The sequence below is a fragment of the Streptosporangium sp. H16 genome (genome assembly GCF_051918855.1).
In the GTDB taxonomy this organism is placed as follows: Bacteria; Actinomycetota; Actinomycetes; order Streptosporangiales; family Streptosporangiaceae; genus Streptosporangium.
Map to the genome: position 1 here is coordinate 338,888 of NZ_JBPXMD010000001.1, position 16,562 is coordinate 355,449.

The following is a 16,562-nucleotide window of genomic DNA, read 5'->3' on the forward strand; positions in this document are numbered from 1 at the left end:
GCACGCCCTTCCGCGCCCCGTACTCCCGGGCCCCGCGTTTCCGGGCCCCGCGTTTCCGGACCTCGGACGACTTTCCCGTGCCCGGCCGTCCGGGCGATCCCCCAGAAGGAGCTGTGAATGTTCACCGGAATCGTCGAAGAACTGGGGGAGATCGCCGGGATCGAGCCGCTGAGCGACGCGGCCCGGCTGTCGATCCGCGGCAAGACGGTCACCGCGGACGCCGGGCACGGTGACTCGATCGCCGTCAACGGCGTCTGCCTGACCGTGGTGGACGTCGCGGGCGAGGTGTTCACCGCCGACGTGATGAAGGAGACCCTCGACCGCAGCTCCCTCGGCGCGCTGAGCCCCGGCTCCCCGGTCAACCTGGAGCGCGCGGTCCGCGCCGACCAGCGGCTGGGCGGCCACATCGTGCAGGGCCACGTGGACGGGACGGGTGTCCTGCTGTCGCGGGAGCCCGCCGAGCACTGGGAGGTCGTCCGGATCTCCCTCCCGCCGGAACTCGACCGCTACGTGGTCGAGAAGGGCTCGATCGCGGTCGACGGCATCAGCCTGACCGTCATGAGCGTGGGCTCCGGCGGCTTCGCGGTCAGCCTGATCCCCACCACCCTGAGCCTGACCACCCTTGGCGCGAAGCGGCCGGGCGACCCGGTGAACCTCGAGGTCGACGTGATCGCCAAGCACGTGGAGAAACTCGTCGGCGCGTACGCCCCGGCCGGTCGACCCGCCCAGGACGCCGCGACGGATCAGGGGGAAAGGCCGTGAACCACCTCGCGACGGAACCCGAGGCCGCCGAGACCGGGAGCCTCCGGAGAGACCAGACCGGAAGCACCGGACGCACCGGCGGGACGCGTCAACCGGCTCAAGGAGTACCGGTCGAGGGCCGGGCTCGTCATCGAGGAGACCTTGTGATCAAGCTGGACCCGATCGAGCGGGCGATCGCCGACATCCGCGAGGGCAGGGCCATCGTGGTCGTCGACGACGAGAACCGCGAGAACGAGGGCGACATCATCTTCGCCGCGTCCAAGGCCACCCCGGAACTGCTGGCCTTCACCATCCGGCACAGCAGCGGCGTGGTCTGCGTGCCGATGCGCGGCGAGGACCTCGACAGGCTCGGCCTGCCGCTGATGGTGTACGACAACAAGGAGCGCCTGCGCACCGCGTACACGATCAGCGTGGACGCCAGGGACGGGGTGAGCACCGGCATCTCCGCCGCCGACAGGGCCCGTACGATCCGCACCCTGGCCGACTCGGCGACCGAGCCGTCCGAGCTGGTGCGGCCGGGGCACGTCTTCCCGCTCCGCTACCGGGAGGGCGGCGTGCTGACCCGGCGCGGCCACACCGAGGCGTCCGTGGACCTGGCCAGGCTCGCCGGGCTGAGCGAGGCGGGCGTGCTCGCCGAGGTCGTCAACGACGACGGCACCATGATGCGGCTGCCGGAGCTGCGCGAGTTCTGCGACGAGCACGACCTGGCGCTCGTCTCGATCGAGCAGCTGGTGGAGTTCAGGCGCCGGACCGAGCGGATGGTGACCAGGGTCGCCGAGACGCGGCTGCCGAACAGGTACGGCGAGTGGCGGGCCTACGGCTTCGCGAGCTCGCTGGACGGCGGCGAGCACCTGGCCCTGGTCCTCGGCGACATCGAGGACGGCGAGAACGTCATGGTCCGGGCGCACTCCGAGTGCCTGACCGGCGACGTGCTCGGGTCGCTGCGGTGCGACTGCGGGGTGCAACTCGACCACGCCATGTCGCGGATCGCCGCCGAGGGGCGGGGCGTGGTCGTCTACCTGCGCGGGCACGAGGGACGCGGGATCGGGCTGCTGGCCAAGCTCAGGGCGTACAGCCTCCAGGACACCGGCAGCGACACCGTCGACGCCAACCTGGAGCTCGGGCTGCCGGTGGACGCCCGGGAGTTCTCCAACGCCGGGCAGATCCTCGCCGATCTGGGCGTGAAGTCGGTCCGGCTGCTGACCAACAACCCGGCCAAGCTGCGCGGCATGGACGGCTACGGCATCAAGGTGCTCGGCCGCGAGCCCATGCCGGTGGCGATGAACCCGTACAACGAGAAATACCTGTCGGCCAAGCGCGACCGCCTCGGCCACGAGATCCCCAGGGAAGAGGAAGCATGAGCGAACGATCAGGCCAGGCGGAGCGGAGCGGGTACGAGGTGATCGCGTGAGCGGGGACGGGAGGCCGGTGGCCGGGGCCGTCGAGGCCGAGGGGCTGACCGTCGGCGTCGTCGCCGCCCGCTGGCACGAGAAGATCACCGATCAGCTCGTGGCGCGGGCCGAGCAGGCGGGCAGGGACAGCGGCGCGGCGGTGACCGTGGTGCGGGTGGCCGGATCGCTGGAGATCCCGGTCGTGGCGCAGGCCCTGGCCAGGAAGTACGACGCGGTCGTCGCGCTCGGGGTCGTGATCCGCGGCGAGACCCCCCACTTCGACTACGTGTGCGACTCCGTCACCTCGGGCCTGACCCGGGTCTCCCTCGACGAGGAGGTCCCGGTCGGCAACGGCGTGCTGACCTGCGAGTCCCTCGACCAGGCCCTCGACAGGTCGGGGCTGCCCGGCAGCCACGAGGACAAGGGCTACGAGGCCACCGTCGCCGCCCTGGGGACGGCGCTGCTGCTGCGGGAGCTCCGCGCCTAGCGCCGCCGTACGGGCCCGCCCCGCCGTGCCGTGTGATCGGCCCGGCGGGGCCGTGCGGTAGGTTTCCCTCGGCACCGTGACCAGCCGTCGCAGCCGTTCCGACCGGTGGTTTTCCAAAGGATCGTGATCTGAGAGTGAGCCCGGAGAGCGTCTCCCCGCCCCCGTTGCCCGTCGTGTGGCGGCCCAGGAAGGGCCGGATCGCGGCGTACGGCTTCGCGGGTCTGATCATGCTCGGCGCGGTGCTGATGGCGGCCTTCCTGTCCGAGCCGTTCACCCTGGCCGACAGGCTCGCGATGGTCGGGCTGGGCGGGGTGGTCGCCTGGGTCCTGCACCTGCTGGGGCGGGTCCGGGTGGAGGCCGACGAGGAGGGGATCACCGTCGTCAACCCGCTGCGGGTGCATCGCTACGAGTGGCCCGAGGTGCTCGGGGTCTCCCTGGTCGACCACGAGCCCTGGGCGAAGATCGACTTCACCGACGGGGCCACGGTCGGCGCGATGGGCCTGCAGGGGTCGGAGAAGGAGCGTACGGTCCGTCAGGTCCGCGAGCTCGACGCCCTCATCAGGGAGCGCGGCGAGGCGTCAGAGACCCGCTGAGCCGCCGTACGGGGGCTCAGGGCCCTGGGTCCGGCAGGGCCCCCTGCCGGGCCTGCCGGGCCTGCCGGGCCGAGCCTTCTCGGGAGTCCCGGCAGGCTTGGTGATGCGCGCGAGCGTGACCTCCCGGCGGGGGCGCGGGGATGCGTGCGGGTCGCGGGAAAAGCGGTCACGCCGAGGTTCTGCGAATCGCTGAAGCCCCATGAAAGTTACACGGCCATTCGCCCGAAGTATTGCTTCGAGCTGCACGAAACGCCTTCCTCGATAGAGGCGGCTGTCTTTTTCCGGCCTGATTGTTCCAAGATGCGAAGCCCACGCAGCACAGGCCGAGAGGACTCCACGTGAACACGTCAGGCCGGATTCGGCTGTGGGCGGCGGCGCTGGCCGCAGCCATGACCGCGGCATCGATCACCGCGGTCGTCACCACAGGAACCGCCAACGCCCTTGTCCGACCGGCGCTCGGCCAGAACATCAAGGTCAACCAGGTCGCCTACGCGCCCGACGCGGCCAAGCAGGCGACCGTGGTCAGCAACTCGGGATCGCCGCTGGCCTGGAGCCTGCTGAACGGTTCCGACCAGGTGGTGGCCGGCGGCACCACGACCGTCTTCGGCGCGGACTCCCCCTCCGGCGACTCCGTCCACAAGATCGACTTCTCGTCCTACACCGGGACCGGCACCAACTACGTGCTCACCGTGAACAACGAGTCCAGCCACCCCTTCGACATCGGCACCGCGGCCTGGAAGAAGCTGCCCTACGACGCGCTGGCGTTCTTCTACCACCAGCGCAGCGGCATCGCGATCACCTCCCAGTACGCCGGAGGCAGCCAGTACGCCCGCGCCGCCGGCCACCTGAACGTCTCTCCCAACCAGGGTGACAACAACGTGCCGTGCCGCAGCGACTGCGGCTACCGGCTGGACGTGCGCGGCGGCTGGTACGACGCCGGCGACCACGGCAAATACGTGGTCAACGGCGGCATGTCCGCCTGGCAGCTGGTGAACACCTACGAGCGGGCCAGGAACATCCCCGGCGCCGACACCGGCGCCTTCGCCGACGGCACCATGTCCATCCCCGAGCGCGGCAACGGCGTGCCCGACATCCTGGACGAGGCCCGCTGGGAGATCGACTTCCTGCTGAAGATGCAGGTCCCCGACGGCCGCCCGCTGGCCGGCATGGCCCACCACAAGATCCACGACACCGACTGGACCGGGCTGCCGCTGCTGCCCGCCCAGGACCCCCAGGCCCGGGTGCTGTCGCCGCCCAGCACCGCCGCCACCCTGAACCTGGCCGCCGCGGCCGCCCAGTGCGCCCGGGTGTGGGCGTCCATCGACTCCGCGTTCTCCGCCCGCTGCCTGACCGCGGCCGAGAAGGCCTACACCGCGGCCAAGGCCAACCCCTCGCGGTTCGCCCCGGCCTCAGACGGCACCGGCGGTGGCTCCTACGCCGATGGCAAGGTGACCGACGAGTTCTACTGGGCCGCCGCCGAGCTGTACGCCACCACCGGCAAGCAGGCCTACCGCACCGACCTGACCTCCTCCTCGCTGTACTACGGGCGCAGTTTCACGAACGAGGGCGCCCTGTGGGCGGAGGTCGGCAGCCTGGGCGACATCACCCTGGCGCTGGTGCCCAACGGCCTGACCGCTTCCATCGGCCAGCAGCTGCGGGCCTCCTTCGTCTCGGCCGCCGACGGCCTGCTGAACGTGATGCGCGGCCAGGGCTACCCGGTGCCCTTCCGGTCGGCCGGCGGCGGCTACATCTGGGGGTCCAACAACCTGATCCTCAACAACGCCGTCGTGCTGGCCCTGGCCCACGACTTCTCCGGCGCCGAGCGGTTCCGCGCCGGGGTGTTCGAGACGATGGCGTACGAACTCGGCCGCAACCCGACGGGCTACTCCTACGTCACCGGCTACGGCGACAAGCCCTCCCGTAACGTCCACCACCGGTTCTGGGCCAACCAGATCGACTCCTCCCTGCCCGTCGCACCGGCCGGCGCCCTGGCCGGCGGCCCCAACAGCGGCCTGGAGGACCCGGTCGCCCAGCAGCGCCTCAGCGGCTGCCGGCCGCAGAAGTGCTACCTGGATGACATCGACGCCTGGTCGGTGAACGAGGTCGCCGTCAACTGGAACGCGGTCCTGGCCTGGGTCGGCGCCTGGACGGCGGAAAAGGCCGGCACCAGCGGCCCGACTCCGACTCCGACCCCGACCCCGACTCCGACTCCGACTCCGACTCCGACCCCGACCCCGACCCCGACTCCGACCCCGACTCCGACCGGAAAGGCCTGCGCCGCGACCTACACCGTCACCAACCAGTGGAACGACGGCTTCGGAGCCAGCGTCGAGGTGAAGAACACCGGCACCACCGCGCTCACCGGCTGGACCGTCGCGTGGACCTTCCCCAGCGGCCAGACCATCACCCAGCTGTGGAGCGGCTCGCACACCGCGAGCGGCTCGGCCGTCACCGTGGTCAACCTGTCCTGGAACGGCGCGCTGTCTTCGGGCGGCACCACCTCCTTCGGCTTCAACGGCGCCTGGTCCGGGGCCAACACCGTCCCCGCCGGGGTGACCTGCACCGCCCGGTAGGCGGCGCGGCGGGAACCCGCCGGTGCGAGACGGAGCCGACTCCGGTCCGCACCGGCGCGTTCCCGCGCTCAGGTCTCCTCGGCGAACCGCTCCGCCTTGTCGGTCTCGCCCGCCACGAGCAGGGTGTCTCCGCCGTGGATCACCGTGCCGGAGGTGGCGTACGTGAACCGGCCGCCGGGTTTCTTGATCCCGACCACGGTGACCCCGTACTCGCTGCGGATGCCCAGGCTGCCCAGGCTCTTGCCGTCCGCCCACCGGGGCGCCATGGTCTTGATCAAGGCGTAGTCCTCGTCGACCTCCACGTAGTCGAGCATCCGCCCGGTGACGAGGTGCGCGACCCGCTCGCCCATGTCGTGCTCGGGCTGCACCACGTGGTGCGCGCCGACCCGATGCAGGATCCGGCTGTGCTGCAGGCTGATCGACTTGGCCCAGATGTCGGCCACTTCCAGGTCGGCCAGGATCGAGGTGGTCAGGATGCTCGCCTCGATGTCGGTGCCGATGCCGACGACGGCCCGCCCGAACTCCCCGATGCCCAGCTGGCCGAGCGCGTCGGGATCGGTGGAGTCGGCGCACACCACGTGGGTGAGCCGCCCGGAGAACTGCTGCACGTTCTTGGGGTCGCTGTCGACGCCGAGCACCTCGACGTCGCGGCCCACCAGCTCCACCGCCAGCGCGCCGCCGAACCGGCCGAGACCGATCACCACCACCGCGTCGCCGCGGTTCCTCTTGTCAACCAACGAGGGGACGCTCCTCCGGATATCGGAACCGACGGGTCTGGACGTGCAGCGCCAGCGCGGCGCCCAGGGTCACCGGCCCGAGCCGCCCGACGAACATCAGGAGGGTCAGGATCAGGTGTCCCAAGGTGCCGACGTCGGCGGTGATCCCGGTCGACAGCCCGACCGTGCCGAAGGCCGAGATCACCTCGAACAGTACGCGGTCCAGCTTGAACGGGGTCACCGTCACCAAGGCGAACGTGCCCATGGTGACCGACGCCACACTCAGCAGGGCGATCGTCAGCGCCTGGCGCTGCAGCTGCTCGGGAACGCGGCGGCGGCCCGCCGAGACGTCGGGCTCGCCGCGCAGCTCGGCCAGGATCACGAACCCGAGGAGCGCGAACGTCGTCACCTTGATGCCGCCCCCGGTGCTCGCGCTGCCCGCTCCGATGAACATCAGCACGTCGCTGATCAGCCAGGAGTTCTCGCTCATCTGGGAGGTGTCCACGGAGTTCAGGCCGCCGCTTCGGGTCATCGCGCTGTGGAACAACCCGGCCATGATCCGCAGGCCGGGGGACAGGGCGCCCATCGTGCCGGGGTTGTTCCACTCGGTGGCGGTGATGGCCACCGCCCCGCCGAACAGCAGGACGGTGGTCATCCCCAGTGTGATCTTGGCGTGCAGCGTCCAGCGGGACGGGCGGCGCCAGTTCTGCCGCAGCACGGCGTAGACGGGGAAGCCGAGACCTCCGGCGACCACCGCCGTGATGAGCGGGAGGCAGACCCACGGGTCGGTGACGAACCTCGTGATGCTGTCCGACCAGAGCGAGAACCCGGCGTTGGTGAATGCCGAGATCGCATGAAAAATCCCGTAATAGGCGGCGCGGCCGAACGGTTCCCCGTACCCGATCACGAAGCGGGCGGTGAGCACCGTGGCGGTCAGCGCCTCGGCGACCAGCGTGACCTTGGCGACCCCCGCGATCACCCGTCTTACGTCGCCGGGACCGAGGGTCTTGGTCTCGGCCTGGGTGTTGAGGCGGGCGCGCAGGCCGAGCTTTCCTGAGACGATCACCGCCAGGATCGAGGAGAGCGTCATGATCCCGAAGCCGCCGATCTGCATCAGCGTCAGGAGCACGATCTCGCCGAAGAGCGACCAGTGCGCCGCGGTGTCGTGCACGGCGAGCCCGGTCACGCACACCGCGGAGGTGGCGGTGAACAGGGCCGACGTCCACGAGGCGCTCTGGCCGTCCTCGACCGCGATCGGCAGCGAGAGCAGCCCCGTACCGGTGAGGACCACGGCCAGGAACGCCAGCACGACGGCTCTGGACGGGGTGTTGATCTGGTCGAGCAGGTTCTTCACAGGGGGTGACAATACTTCTTCGCGGGAGAGCGGCGGCGTTCCCGCCGCATTCCCGCCCGGCTCCCGCCGGCCCACCGGATTTTCGGGACCTCGCGAGCCACCCGCCGCGAGGCCGGCACCGGCGTGCCGCGGGATTCCCGGGAGAACGCCGGATCCGGGGAGGGCGTGATCACGCGAGGACCCGGCCTCCGGGCGTAGCCTGAGGTGGTGGTGAGGCGGACAATCGAGGCATCCGATGTGGAATCGCCCGCGCAGCTGGCGGAACTGCTCGACGAGCGGTCGTACCTGGCCGGTGCGGGGCTCGTCACGGCGGCCTTCCTCGCGCTGCGGATGGGCCGCCCGCTGCTGCTCGAAGGCGAGGCCGGAGTCGGCAAGACCGAGCTGGCCAGGACCCTGGCCGAGGTGCTCGGGGCGCCGCTGATCCGCCTGCAGTGCTACGAGGGGCTCGACGCCTCCCAGGCGCTCTACGACTGGGACTTCGCCCGCCAGCTCCTGCACCTGAAGGCGGCGGAGGCGGGCGGTGTCACCGACGCCGCCCGGCTGGAGGGCGAGGTCTACGACCGGAGGTTCCTGATCGCCAGGCCGCTGCTGAGGGCGATCGAGACCCAGCCCGCGGTGCTGCTCATCGACGAGGTCGACCGGGCCGACGTGGAGTTCGAGGCGATCCTGCTGGAGGTGCTCTCGGACTTCGCGATCTCCGTCCCCGAGCTCGGTACGATCCGCGCCGCCCGGCCGCCGGTGGTCGTGCTGACCTCCAACCGCACCCGCGAGGTGCACGACGCGCTGAAGCGGCGCTGCCTCTACCACTGGCTGGAGCACCCCTCCTTCGAGCGGGAGGTGGCGATCCTGCGCAGGAGGCTCCCCGAGTGCTCGGGCAGCCTGGCCGAGCAGGTGGCCACGGCGACGGGACGGCTCCGCGAGGCCGATCTGATCAAGCCACCGGGGATCGCGGAGACCCTCGACTGGACCGAGGCGCTCCTGGCCCTCGGCGCCCGTGAGCTCGACCCCGACGTGGCGGCCGCCTCGCTGGGCGCCCTGCTCAAGCACAGGGAGGACCACGAGACGGTGCTCGGGAACGGATTCTTCGGTGCGTCCCGGCGCTGACGGCCCTTCCCCCGCCGGAGTGCCCTCCGCCGCGGGGGCTCCTGCCCCGGATTCCCCGGCTCCCACGGCTTCCCCGGCCGGGACCGGGGAGGACCTGGTGGCGGTCATGACCGGTTTCGCCAGGACCCTGCGCGCCGCGGGGGTGCCCGCCGACCACGAGCGGACCCAGAACCTGCTGCGCGCGCTGTCCCACCTGGACGCCTCCAGGCCCGACGACGTCTACTGGGCGGGCCGGGTCACACTGTGCGCCTCGGCCGACGACCTGCCCCGCTACGACCGGGTCTTCCGGGCCTACTTCGGGGGGCTGCGCGCGGGCCGCGCGAGAGCGGTGGCGGTCACCGTCACCCGGCACACCGCGGCGACGCCGGGGGTACGCCCCGACCGGGGGGAGAGCGCCGAGCCCCCGGCCCTCGCGGCGACCGCGAGCGCGACGGAGGTGCTGCGCACCCGGGACGTGGCCGCGATGACGGCGGCGGAGCTCGCCGAGGCGCACCGGCTGCTCGCCCTGCTGCGGGCGGGCAGGGAACGGCGCGCGTCGCGGCGCTTCCGGCCCGCCCGCAAGGGGCGGCTGGACGGCAGGGCGACCATCCGCGAGACCCTGCGCAGGGGCGGGGAGACGGCCGGGCTGCGTCACCGCGCGCGCCGGACCAGGCCCCGCAGGGTCGTGCTGCTGATCGACGTCAGCGGTTCCATGACCCCGTACGCGGACACGCTGCTCCGGCTCGCCCACGCGCTGGTCAGGTCGGAGCCGAGGGCCACCGAGGTGTTCAGCGCGGGCACCCGGCTCACCCGGCTCACCTCCGAGCTGCGCCACCGCGACCCGGCGGCCGCGATGGCCGCCGTCTCCCGGGCCATTCCCGACTGGAGCGGCGGCACCCGCCTGGGCGAGGAACTCCGGCGGTTCCTGGCCCTGAACGACGCGGCCGGAGCGGTGGTGGTGATCGCCTCCGACGGATGGGAGCGCGGCGACGTCTCGCTGCTGGGGGCGGAGATGGCCCGGCTGTCCAGGACGGCCCACCGGGTGATCTGGGTGAACCCGCACAAGGGCCGGGAGGGCTACCGGCCGCTCACCGCGGGGATGCGGGCCGCCCTTCCCCACATCGACGACTTCGTGGCCGGGCACAGCCTGGCCGCGTTCGAGGAACTGGCGACGCTGCTGGGAGGCACGCATGCGTGACGTGTTGTCACAGATCCTGAGGTGGTGGGAGGCGGGAGAGACGTTCGGCCTGGCCACCGTGGTCGACACCTTCCGCAGCGCGCCCCGCCCGCCGGGGGCGTCCATGGCGGTGCTCGGCGAGGAGGCCGAGGGCAGCGTCTCGGGAGGCTGCGTCGAGGGCGCCGTCTACGAGCTGGCCCGGGAGGTGGTCTCCTCGGGCACGCCCGTCCTGCAGCGGTACGGCGTGAGCGACGACGAGGCCTTCTCCGTCGGGCTGACCTGCGGCGGCATCCTGGACATCCTCGTCGAGCCCGTCTCGAAGGAGACCTTCCCCGAGCTGGGGACGGTCGCCGCCTCGGTGCTGCGGCGCGAGCCGGTGGCGGTGGCGACCGTCCTGTCGGGGCCGGGCGTGATCGGCACCCGCCGGGTCATCTGGCCGGACCGCTCCTCCGGCTCGCTGGGCGTGACCCGGCTGGACGACGCGGTGGACGACGACGTCCGGGGCATGCTGGCGCAGGGGCTGACGGGCGTCCGCAGGTACGGGGCGCGGGGACAGCGGCGGCTCGACGAGCTGTCGGTCTTCGTCCAGTCCTTCGCGCCGCCGCCCCGGATGCTGGTCTTCGGCGCGATCGACTTCGCCGCCGCGGTCGCCAGGGTCGGCAAGTTCCTCGGCTACCACGTGGTCGTGTGCGACGCCCGGCCGGTCTTCACCACGGCCAAGCGCTTCCCCGAGGCCGACGAGGTGATCGTCAAGTGGCCGCACGACTATCTCACCTCGACCGTCGTGGACGAGCGGACCGCGATCTGCGTGCTCACCCACGACCCCAAGTTCGACGTCCCCCTGCTCGAGGTCGCCCTGCGCACCCCGGCGGGCTACGTCGGCGCGATGGGCTCGCGCCGCACGCACGAGGACCGGCTTGCCAGGCTCGCCCAGGCGGGTCTGGGGGAGGCCGAGCTGAAGAGGCTCCGCTCGCCGATCGGGCTGGACCTGGGCGCGCGTACGCCCGAGGAGACGGCGATCTCCATCGCCGCCGAACTGATCCAGCTGCGCTGGGGCGGCTCCGGCCGCCCGCTGACCGACGGTTCCGGCAGAATCCACGGCGAGGGACCGGGCGCGTGAGCCAGGAGGCGGGGACCTCGGCGGGGACACCGGCGGAGATCCCGGCGGGGGGCGGGGAAGGGGACGCCGGGGGGAGCACGGAGGAGATCTTCGCGGGATCGGCGGGCGGGCGCCCGCCGGTCGCCGGGCTGCTGCTGGCCGCCGGGTCGGGCTCGCGGCTCGGCACTCCCAAGGCGCTGGTGGAGTTCCGCGGGGAGCGGCTGGTGGACCGGGGGATCAGGACGCTCCACGACGGCGGCTGCCGTCCCGTGGTCGTCGTGCTCGGCGCGGCCACCGTACGGGTGCGGGGAGCGGTAACCGTCCACAACCCGCGGTGGGACTCGGGGATGGGCTCCTCGCTCAGAGCCGGCCTGGACGCGGTCCCCGCGACCGCCGAGCACGTGGTGATCGCCCTGGTGGACCAGCCGTTCGTCGGCCCGCGGGCGGTGCGGCGGCTCGTCGACGCGGCGGCGGAGGGCACCTCAGTGGCCGTCGCCACCTACGGCGGCGCGCGGCGCAATCCGGTGCTGATCGCCAGGGAGCACTTCGGGGAGGTCGCCCGGCTCGCGACCGGCGACGCCGGCGCCCGCCCGTTCCTGAGAGCCCATCCCGAACTGGTGGTCGCGGTCCCCTGCGACGACGTCGCCGACCCCGCCGACATCGACACCCCGGCCGACCTGTCCGCGCTCCTGGCCGCTCGGGCTCCCGGATCTCCGGGCGGCCAGGCGGACACCAGGCCGGGCGGCTAGGCGGCCAGGCGCAGCGAGGCGACGGCCGCGCGGTGGTCGCTGCCCGCGGCCCGCTCGACGCCCGCCCTGGTGGCGACCATGCCGCGGTAGAGGATGTGATCGGGCCGGGTGACGGGGAAGGACGCGGGCCATGTGAAGCCGAATCCCGTACCGGCCTCCTGCTGGGCGTCCGACAGCGGCGGCACCAGGCCGGAGCGCTTGCGGTCGGTGGTGGCGGTGTTGAGGTCGCCGAGCAGCAGCAGGTGCCGGCTGTCGTCCCTGTCGACCATCCTGCGGGCGTGGGCGAGGGTCTCGTCGCGCTGGGCGGTCTGGCCGGGCCGGGCGGAGGCGAGGTGCATGACGTACACGGTCAGCCTGCCCTTGGGGGTGACGACCACCGCGCGCAGTGCCCGCGCCCAGTCGAGGCCGATGTCGGCCTTGCGGGCCTCGGCGATCGGGAACCGGCTCCACAGGCCGACCGTGGCAATCCGGTAGCGGTAGGGGAAGCGGTCGTTGAGGACCTTCGCCGCCGGGCCGCCGACGGTCAGCTCCTGCACCGCGACCAGGTCGCGGTCCCTGGAGACGGATCGTATGGCGTCGGCCGAGTCGGCGTTGGCCGCGCCGACGTTGAGCGTGGCGACCGACAGGTCGCTGGGCCCGCCCGGCGGGCTGCGCAGCAGCGTCGGGCCGAACATGAGGCCCCACACGGTCGCCGGGACCATCGCGGCGAGGATCACCTGCCACGAGCGGGTGGCCAGCGCGCAGACCAGCAGGACCGGTACGGCGACCCCGAGCCAGGGCAGGAGGCTCTCCAGCACGGGCGTGAAACCGCCCAGCTCCGGCAGGAGCCGATGCCCCCCGAGGATCAGGGCGAGCGCTCCCGCCGTCACGATGATCGACCGCCTCAGCACATCGCTCCTCGTCCACCCTCCGGCGGTCACCTGCCCCCGGAACGCCGGCCCTTCCGGGATCCCCTACCCCGGAATGCGTAGGCTACCGGCCCGGCGGCGGCGGCGCGGGGCTTGGTGCTTCGGCGGTGAGTCGATAACCTTTGTTGCCGAGACAACGGAACAACATTCGGTTTCGTCGGCACCGCGGAAGGACGATCTCACGATGCGCATCGGTATGGCCCTGAACTACTCGGGGGGCTTCAAGGAGACGGTGGCCGAGCTGGCCGACTACGAGAAGGCCGGTCTCGACATCGTCTTCGTCGCCGAGGCCTACAGCTTCGACGCGGTCAGCCAGCTGGGCTACATCGCCGCCAGGACCGAGAGGCTGCAGATCGCCTCCGGCATCCTGCCGATCTACTCCCGCACCCCCGCCCTGCTGGCCATGACCGCCGCGGGCCTGGACTACGTCTCCGACGGCCGTTTCACCCTCGGCCTGGGCGCCTCGGGCCCGCAGGTCATCGAGGGTTTCCACGGCGTCCCGTACACCGCGCCGCTCGGCCGCACCCGCGAGGTCATCGAGATCTGCCGCCAGGTCTGGAGGCGCGAGCGCCTGACCTACGAGGGCAGGCACTACACCGTCCCGCTCCCCGCCGGCCAGGGGACCGGCCTGGGCAAGCCGCTGAAGCTCATCAACCACCCGGTCCGCGACCGCATCCCCGTCGTGATCGCCGCCATCGGTCCCAAGAACGTCGAGCTGTCCGCCGAGCTGGCCGAGGGCTGGGAGCCGATCTTCTACGTGCCGGAGAAGGCCGCCGACGTGTGGGGCGCCTCCCTGGCGGCGGGCAAGGCCAGGCGGGACCCGGCGCTGGGCGAGCTGGACGTGATCGCGCAGGCCCCGCTGGCCATCGGCGACGACGTCTCGGGCTGGCTGGAGCTGGGCCGCCCGATGGCGGCCCTCTACATCGGCGGGATGGGCGCCAAGGGCAAGAACTTCTACAACGACCTCGCCCGCAGGTACGGCTACGAGAAGGAGGCCGAGCAGATCCAGAACCTCTACCTCGACGGCAAGAAAGACGAGGCCGCCGCGCTCGTGCCGCACGAGCTGCTGGAGAAGATGTCCCTGATCGGCCCCGAGGGGCACGTCCGCGAGCGCCTGCGGGCCATGCGCGAGTCGGGCGTCACGACCGTGAACGTCGCCCCGCTGGCCGGCACGCACGAGGAGCGCGTCCGGCTCATCGAGAAGGTCAGGGAACTCGCCTCCTGACCCGCCTCGCCGGCGGACGGGCACGCATCCGGTCAAAGCGGTCAATAGCATGCGTGTCATGACCGCCACCCATGCCCGTCGCCGCGCGAACCTCGCGGCCCTGCTGCCCGCTCACGAGGCGGACGCGATCCTGGTCACCGGCGGCGTGAACGTGCGCTACCTGACCGGCCTGGCCAGCTCCAACGCGGCCGTCCTGGTGCGGGCGGACGCCACCGCCACGCTGGCCACCGACTCCCGCTACATCGGGGCCGCCCGGCGCGCCTGCGCCGACATCGAGGTGGTCGAGGAGTCCGACGTCGCCGGGGCCCTGCTGCCGGGGAGCGGCCGGACGGGCATCGAGGCCGACCACATGTCCGTCGCCGGCTACTTCCGGCTGGGCGGGGAGGCCCTGCGCCTGTCCGGGGTGGTGGAGTCGGTGCGCACGGTCAAGGACGACGCCGAGCTCGACCTGATCCGCACCGCGTGCGAGATCACCGACCGCGCCTTCGCCGAGGTCCTGCCCGAGCTGCGCCCCGGGCTGACCGAGAAGGAGGTCGCCAGGGCGCTGGAGCGCCGCATGATCGAGCTGGGCGCGGACGGGCTCGCCTTCGACTCGATCGTCGCGAGCGGGCCCAACGGCGCGATCCCGCACCACTCGCCCGCAGACCGGCCGCTGGAGCGCGGGGACCTGGTCACCATGGACTTCGGGGCGCTGTACCGGGGCTACCACGCCGACATGACCAGGACCGTGGCGATCGGCGAGCCCGCGGGGTGGCAGCGCGAGCTGTACGACCTGGTTCAGGCCTCCCAGCGGGCCGGCGTCCTGGCCGCGAGGGCCGGCGCGGCGCTCCACGAGGTGGACGCCGCCGCCCGGGACCTGATCGGGGAGGCGGGGTACGGGGAGTTCTTCAAGCACGGCCTCGGCCACGGCGTCGGGCTGCAGATCCACGAGGCGCCGTTCCTGTCCCCGAGAAAGCCGGAGGACCGCCGGGGAAGGCCGGAGGACCACCCGGGGGAGCCGGCGGACTCCCCGCAGCAGGAACGATCTTCACGAGAGCCGGAGCGCGACCATGGGCACGCTAGACTTGAGGATCGAGTTCCGGTAACCGTTGAACCTGGGGTTTACCTTCCCGGCAGGGGCGGCGTCCGCATCGAGGACACGCTCGTGGTGCGCGATGGCGGGCCGGAACTTCTCACACGGACGACCAAAGAGCTGCTCGTCCTTTAAGAGCGGCCGTACGCAGGAGAGACTAGTGGCGACGACGAACGACCTCAAGAACGGCCTGGTGCTCAAGCTCGACGGCGGTGAGCTCTGGGCCGTCGTGGAGTTCCAGCACGTCAAGCCCGGCAAGGGCGGCGCGTTCGTCCGCACCAAGCTCAAGAACGTGCTATCGGGCAAGGTCGTCGACAAGACCTTCAACGCGGGCGTCAAGGTCGAGGTGGCCAACGTCGACAAGCGCGAGATGCAGTTCTCCTACATGGACGGCGACGACTACGTCTTCATGGACACCGAGAACTACGACATGCTCCACGTCACCAGGGTGGCGGTCGGCGACGCGGCCAACTACCTGCTGGAGAACATGCTGGCCACCGTGGCGATCAACGAGGGCAACGTCCTCTACGTCGACCTGCCCGCGGCCGTCGAGCTGATCGTCGCCGAGACCGAGCCCGGCCTCCAGGGCGACCGCTCGACCGGCGGCACCAAGCCCGCCACGCTGGAGACCGGCGCCGAGATCAAGGTGCCGCTCTTCATCACCACCGGCGAGAAGGTCAAGGTCGACACCCGCACCGGCGATTATCTCGGCCGCGCCTGATGTCGGCACGGGGTAAGGCGCGCAGGCGCGCGCTGGACATCCTCTTCGAGGCCGAGGCGCGCGGAGAGGACCCGCTCGGCGTTCTCGCCGAGCGCCTCGCGCGGGCCGAGCCGCCCGTGAACGAGTACACCACGACGATCGTCGAGGGCGTGTGCAGGCACCGGGCGCGCATCGACGAGCTGATCACCACCTACTCCGAGGGCTGGACGCTCGACCGCATGCCGGCGGTCGACCGCAACCTCCTGCGCGGCGGCACCTACGAGTTGCTGTGGATGCCCGACGTCCCCGAGGGCGTCGTCATCAGCGAGTGGGTCAGCCTGGCCTCCGAGCTGTCGACCGATGAGTCGCCGCAGTTCGTCAACGGCCTGATGGCCCGTTTCAAGCAGCTCAAGCCGTCCCTGACGCTCTAGACGCCGCCACGGGGAGCCCGGAGCCCCGGTCTCCCCGCGCGGTGCCCCTCCGCCGGAGGTGTCCCCTTTCCTCCGGGCTTGCCCGCGGGGGCGGTCCGCGCCCGGAAAAAAGACTCGATCAAGCGCGAGTATGGATAAGCCCTTGGGCCGCGCCGGGGGGCGCGCGACGTAGGCTGGGCTTGTCGTTGGACATTCAGGATGAACACCCTGTCCTTCGGGCAAGAAGGAAACCCTTCTCGCCC

Annotated in this window: 16 protein-coding genes; 13 read left to right on the forward strand and 3 right to left on the reverse strand. The window is 71.8% G+C overall.

Going from position 1 to position 16,562, the window contains the following annotated elements; all coding sequences use genetic code 11:
• The first annotated feature begins 117 nt into the window (after positions 1-117).
• The 5 genes from ACTOQ2_RS01510 (at position 118) to ACTOQ2_RS01530 (ending at position 5,806) form a co-directional block, all read left to right on the forward strand.
• Positions 118-762 (forward strand): riboflavin synthase, encoded by a 645-nt coding sequence (locus ACTOQ2_RS01510; RefSeq protein ID WP_440065116.1) that lies wholly within the window; start codon positions 118-120, stop codon positions 760-762.
• Between the two features lie 143 nt (positions 763-905).
• Positions 906-2,123 carry a bifunctional 3,4-dihydroxy-2-butanone-4-phosphate synthase/GTP cyclohydrolase II gene (locus ACTOQ2_RS01515; protein ID WP_440065115.1) on the forward strand — a complete coding sequence of 406 codons (1,218 nt, stop codon included), beginning with the start codon at positions 906-908 and terminating at the stop codon, positions 2,121-2,123.
• Positions 2,124-2,169: 46 nt separating this feature from the next.
• On the forward strand, positions 2,170-2,640 hold the full coding sequence (gene ribH, locus ACTOQ2_RS01520; protein ID WP_440097807.1) for a 6,7-dimethyl-8-ribityllumazine synthase: 471 nt from the start codon (positions 2,170-2,172) through the stop codon (positions 2,638-2,640).
• Positions 2,641-2,774: 134 nt separating this feature from the next.
• Complete coding sequence (locus ACTOQ2_RS01525; protein WP_440097808.1) at positions 2,775-3,233, forward strand: PH domain-containing protein; 459 nt, start codon at positions 2,775-2,777, stop codon at positions 3,231-3,233.
• Between the two features lie 338 nt (positions 3,234-3,571).
• Entirely contained in the window at positions 3,572-5,806 is a 2,235-nt protein-coding gene (locus ACTOQ2_RS01530; RefSeq protein ID WP_440097809.1) for a glycoside hydrolase family 9 protein, read from the forward strand.
• A gap of 68 nt (positions 5,807-5,874) precedes the next feature.
• Here ACTOQ2_RS01530 and ACTOQ2_RS01535 read toward each other — a convergent pair whose 3' ends face one another.
• Complete coding sequence (locus ACTOQ2_RS01535; protein ID WP_440097810.1) at positions 5,875-6,543, reverse strand: potassium channel family protein; 669 nt, start codon at positions 6,541-6,543, stop codon at positions 5,875-5,877.
• Entirely contained in the window at positions 6,536-7,876 is a 1,341-nt protein-coding gene (locus ACTOQ2_RS01540) for a TrkH family potassium uptake protein (protein WP_440097811.1), read from the reverse strand. Before ACTOQ2_RS01540 ends, ACTOQ2_RS01535 begins: the two co-directional genes overlap by 8 nt.
• 207 nt (positions 7,877-8,083) lie before the next feature.
• Between ACTOQ2_RS01540 and ACTOQ2_RS01545 the strand changes: the two genes are divergently transcribed.
• From ACTOQ2_RS01545 to ACTOQ2_RS01560, 4 genes are all read left to right on the forward strand, one after another.
• On the forward strand, positions 8,084-8,980 hold the full coding sequence (locus tag ACTOQ2_RS01545; RefSeq protein WP_440081956.1) for an AAA family ATPase: 897 nt from the start codon (positions 8,084-8,086) through the stop codon (positions 8,978-8,980).
• A gap of 106 nt (positions 8,981-9,086) precedes the next feature.
• Positions 9,087-10,157: a vWA domain-containing protein gene (locus ACTOQ2_RS01550; protein ID WP_440098072.1), complete on the forward strand. Its 1,071-nt coding sequence runs from the start codon at positions 9,087-9,089 to the stop codon at positions 10,155-10,157.
• Positions 10,150-11,256, forward strand: a complete 1,107-nt coding sequence (locus ACTOQ2_RS01555) for an XdhC family protein (RefSeq protein ID WP_440097812.1) — start codon at positions 10,150-10,152, stop codon at positions 11,254-11,256. The genes ACTOQ2_RS01550 and ACTOQ2_RS01555 overlap by 8 nt, the downstream gene beginning before the upstream one ends.
• An 86-nt stretch (positions 11,257-11,342) precedes the next feature.
• On the forward strand, positions 11,343-11,984 hold the full coding sequence (locus tag ACTOQ2_RS01560) for a nucleotidyltransferase family protein (RefSeq protein WP_440098073.1): 642 nt from the start codon (positions 11,343-11,345) through the stop codon (positions 11,982-11,984).
• On the opposite strand, the gene ACTOQ2_RS01565 is transcribed toward ACTOQ2_RS01560, so the two are convergent.
• Complete coding sequence (locus ACTOQ2_RS01565; RefSeq protein ID WP_440097813.1) at positions 11,981-12,874, reverse strand: endonuclease/exonuclease/phosphatase family protein; 894 nt, start codon at positions 12,872-12,874, stop codon at positions 11,981-11,983. The genes ACTOQ2_RS01560 and ACTOQ2_RS01565 overlap by 4 nt on opposite strands.
• Positions 12,875-13,076: 202 nt before the next feature.
• Here ACTOQ2_RS01565 and ACTOQ2_RS01570 point away from each other — a divergent pair, with 202 nt between their 5' ends.
• Genes ACTOQ2_RS01570 through nusB form a run of 4 tightly spaced genes read left to right on the forward strand, consistent with a single transcriptional unit; the run spans position 13,077 to position 16,320 of the window.
• On the forward strand, positions 13,077-14,117 hold the full coding sequence (locus ACTOQ2_RS01570) for an LLM class F420-dependent oxidoreductase (RefSeq protein ID WP_440097814.1): 1,041 nt from the start codon (positions 13,077-13,079) through the stop codon (positions 14,115-14,117).
• A 58-nt stretch (positions 14,118-14,175) separates the two neighbouring features.
• Positions 14,176-15,324, forward strand: a complete 1,149-nt coding sequence (locus ACTOQ2_RS01575) for a M24 family metallopeptidase (protein ID WP_440097815.1) — start codon at positions 14,176-14,178, stop codon at positions 15,322-15,324.
• A gap of 25 nt (positions 15,325-15,349) precedes the next feature.
• Entirely contained in the window at positions 15,350-15,910 is a 561-nt protein-coding gene (efp, locus tag ACTOQ2_RS01580; RefSeq protein ID WP_362848715.1) for an elongation factor P, read from the forward strand.
• Positions 15,910-16,320: a transcription antitermination factor NusB gene (gene nusB, locus ACTOQ2_RS01585; RefSeq protein WP_440097816.1), complete on the forward strand. Its 411-nt coding sequence runs from the start codon at positions 15,910-15,912 to the stop codon at positions 16,318-16,320. The genes efp and nusB overlap by 1 nt, the downstream gene beginning before the upstream one ends.
• Positions 16,321-16,562 lie beyond the last annotated feature (242 nt).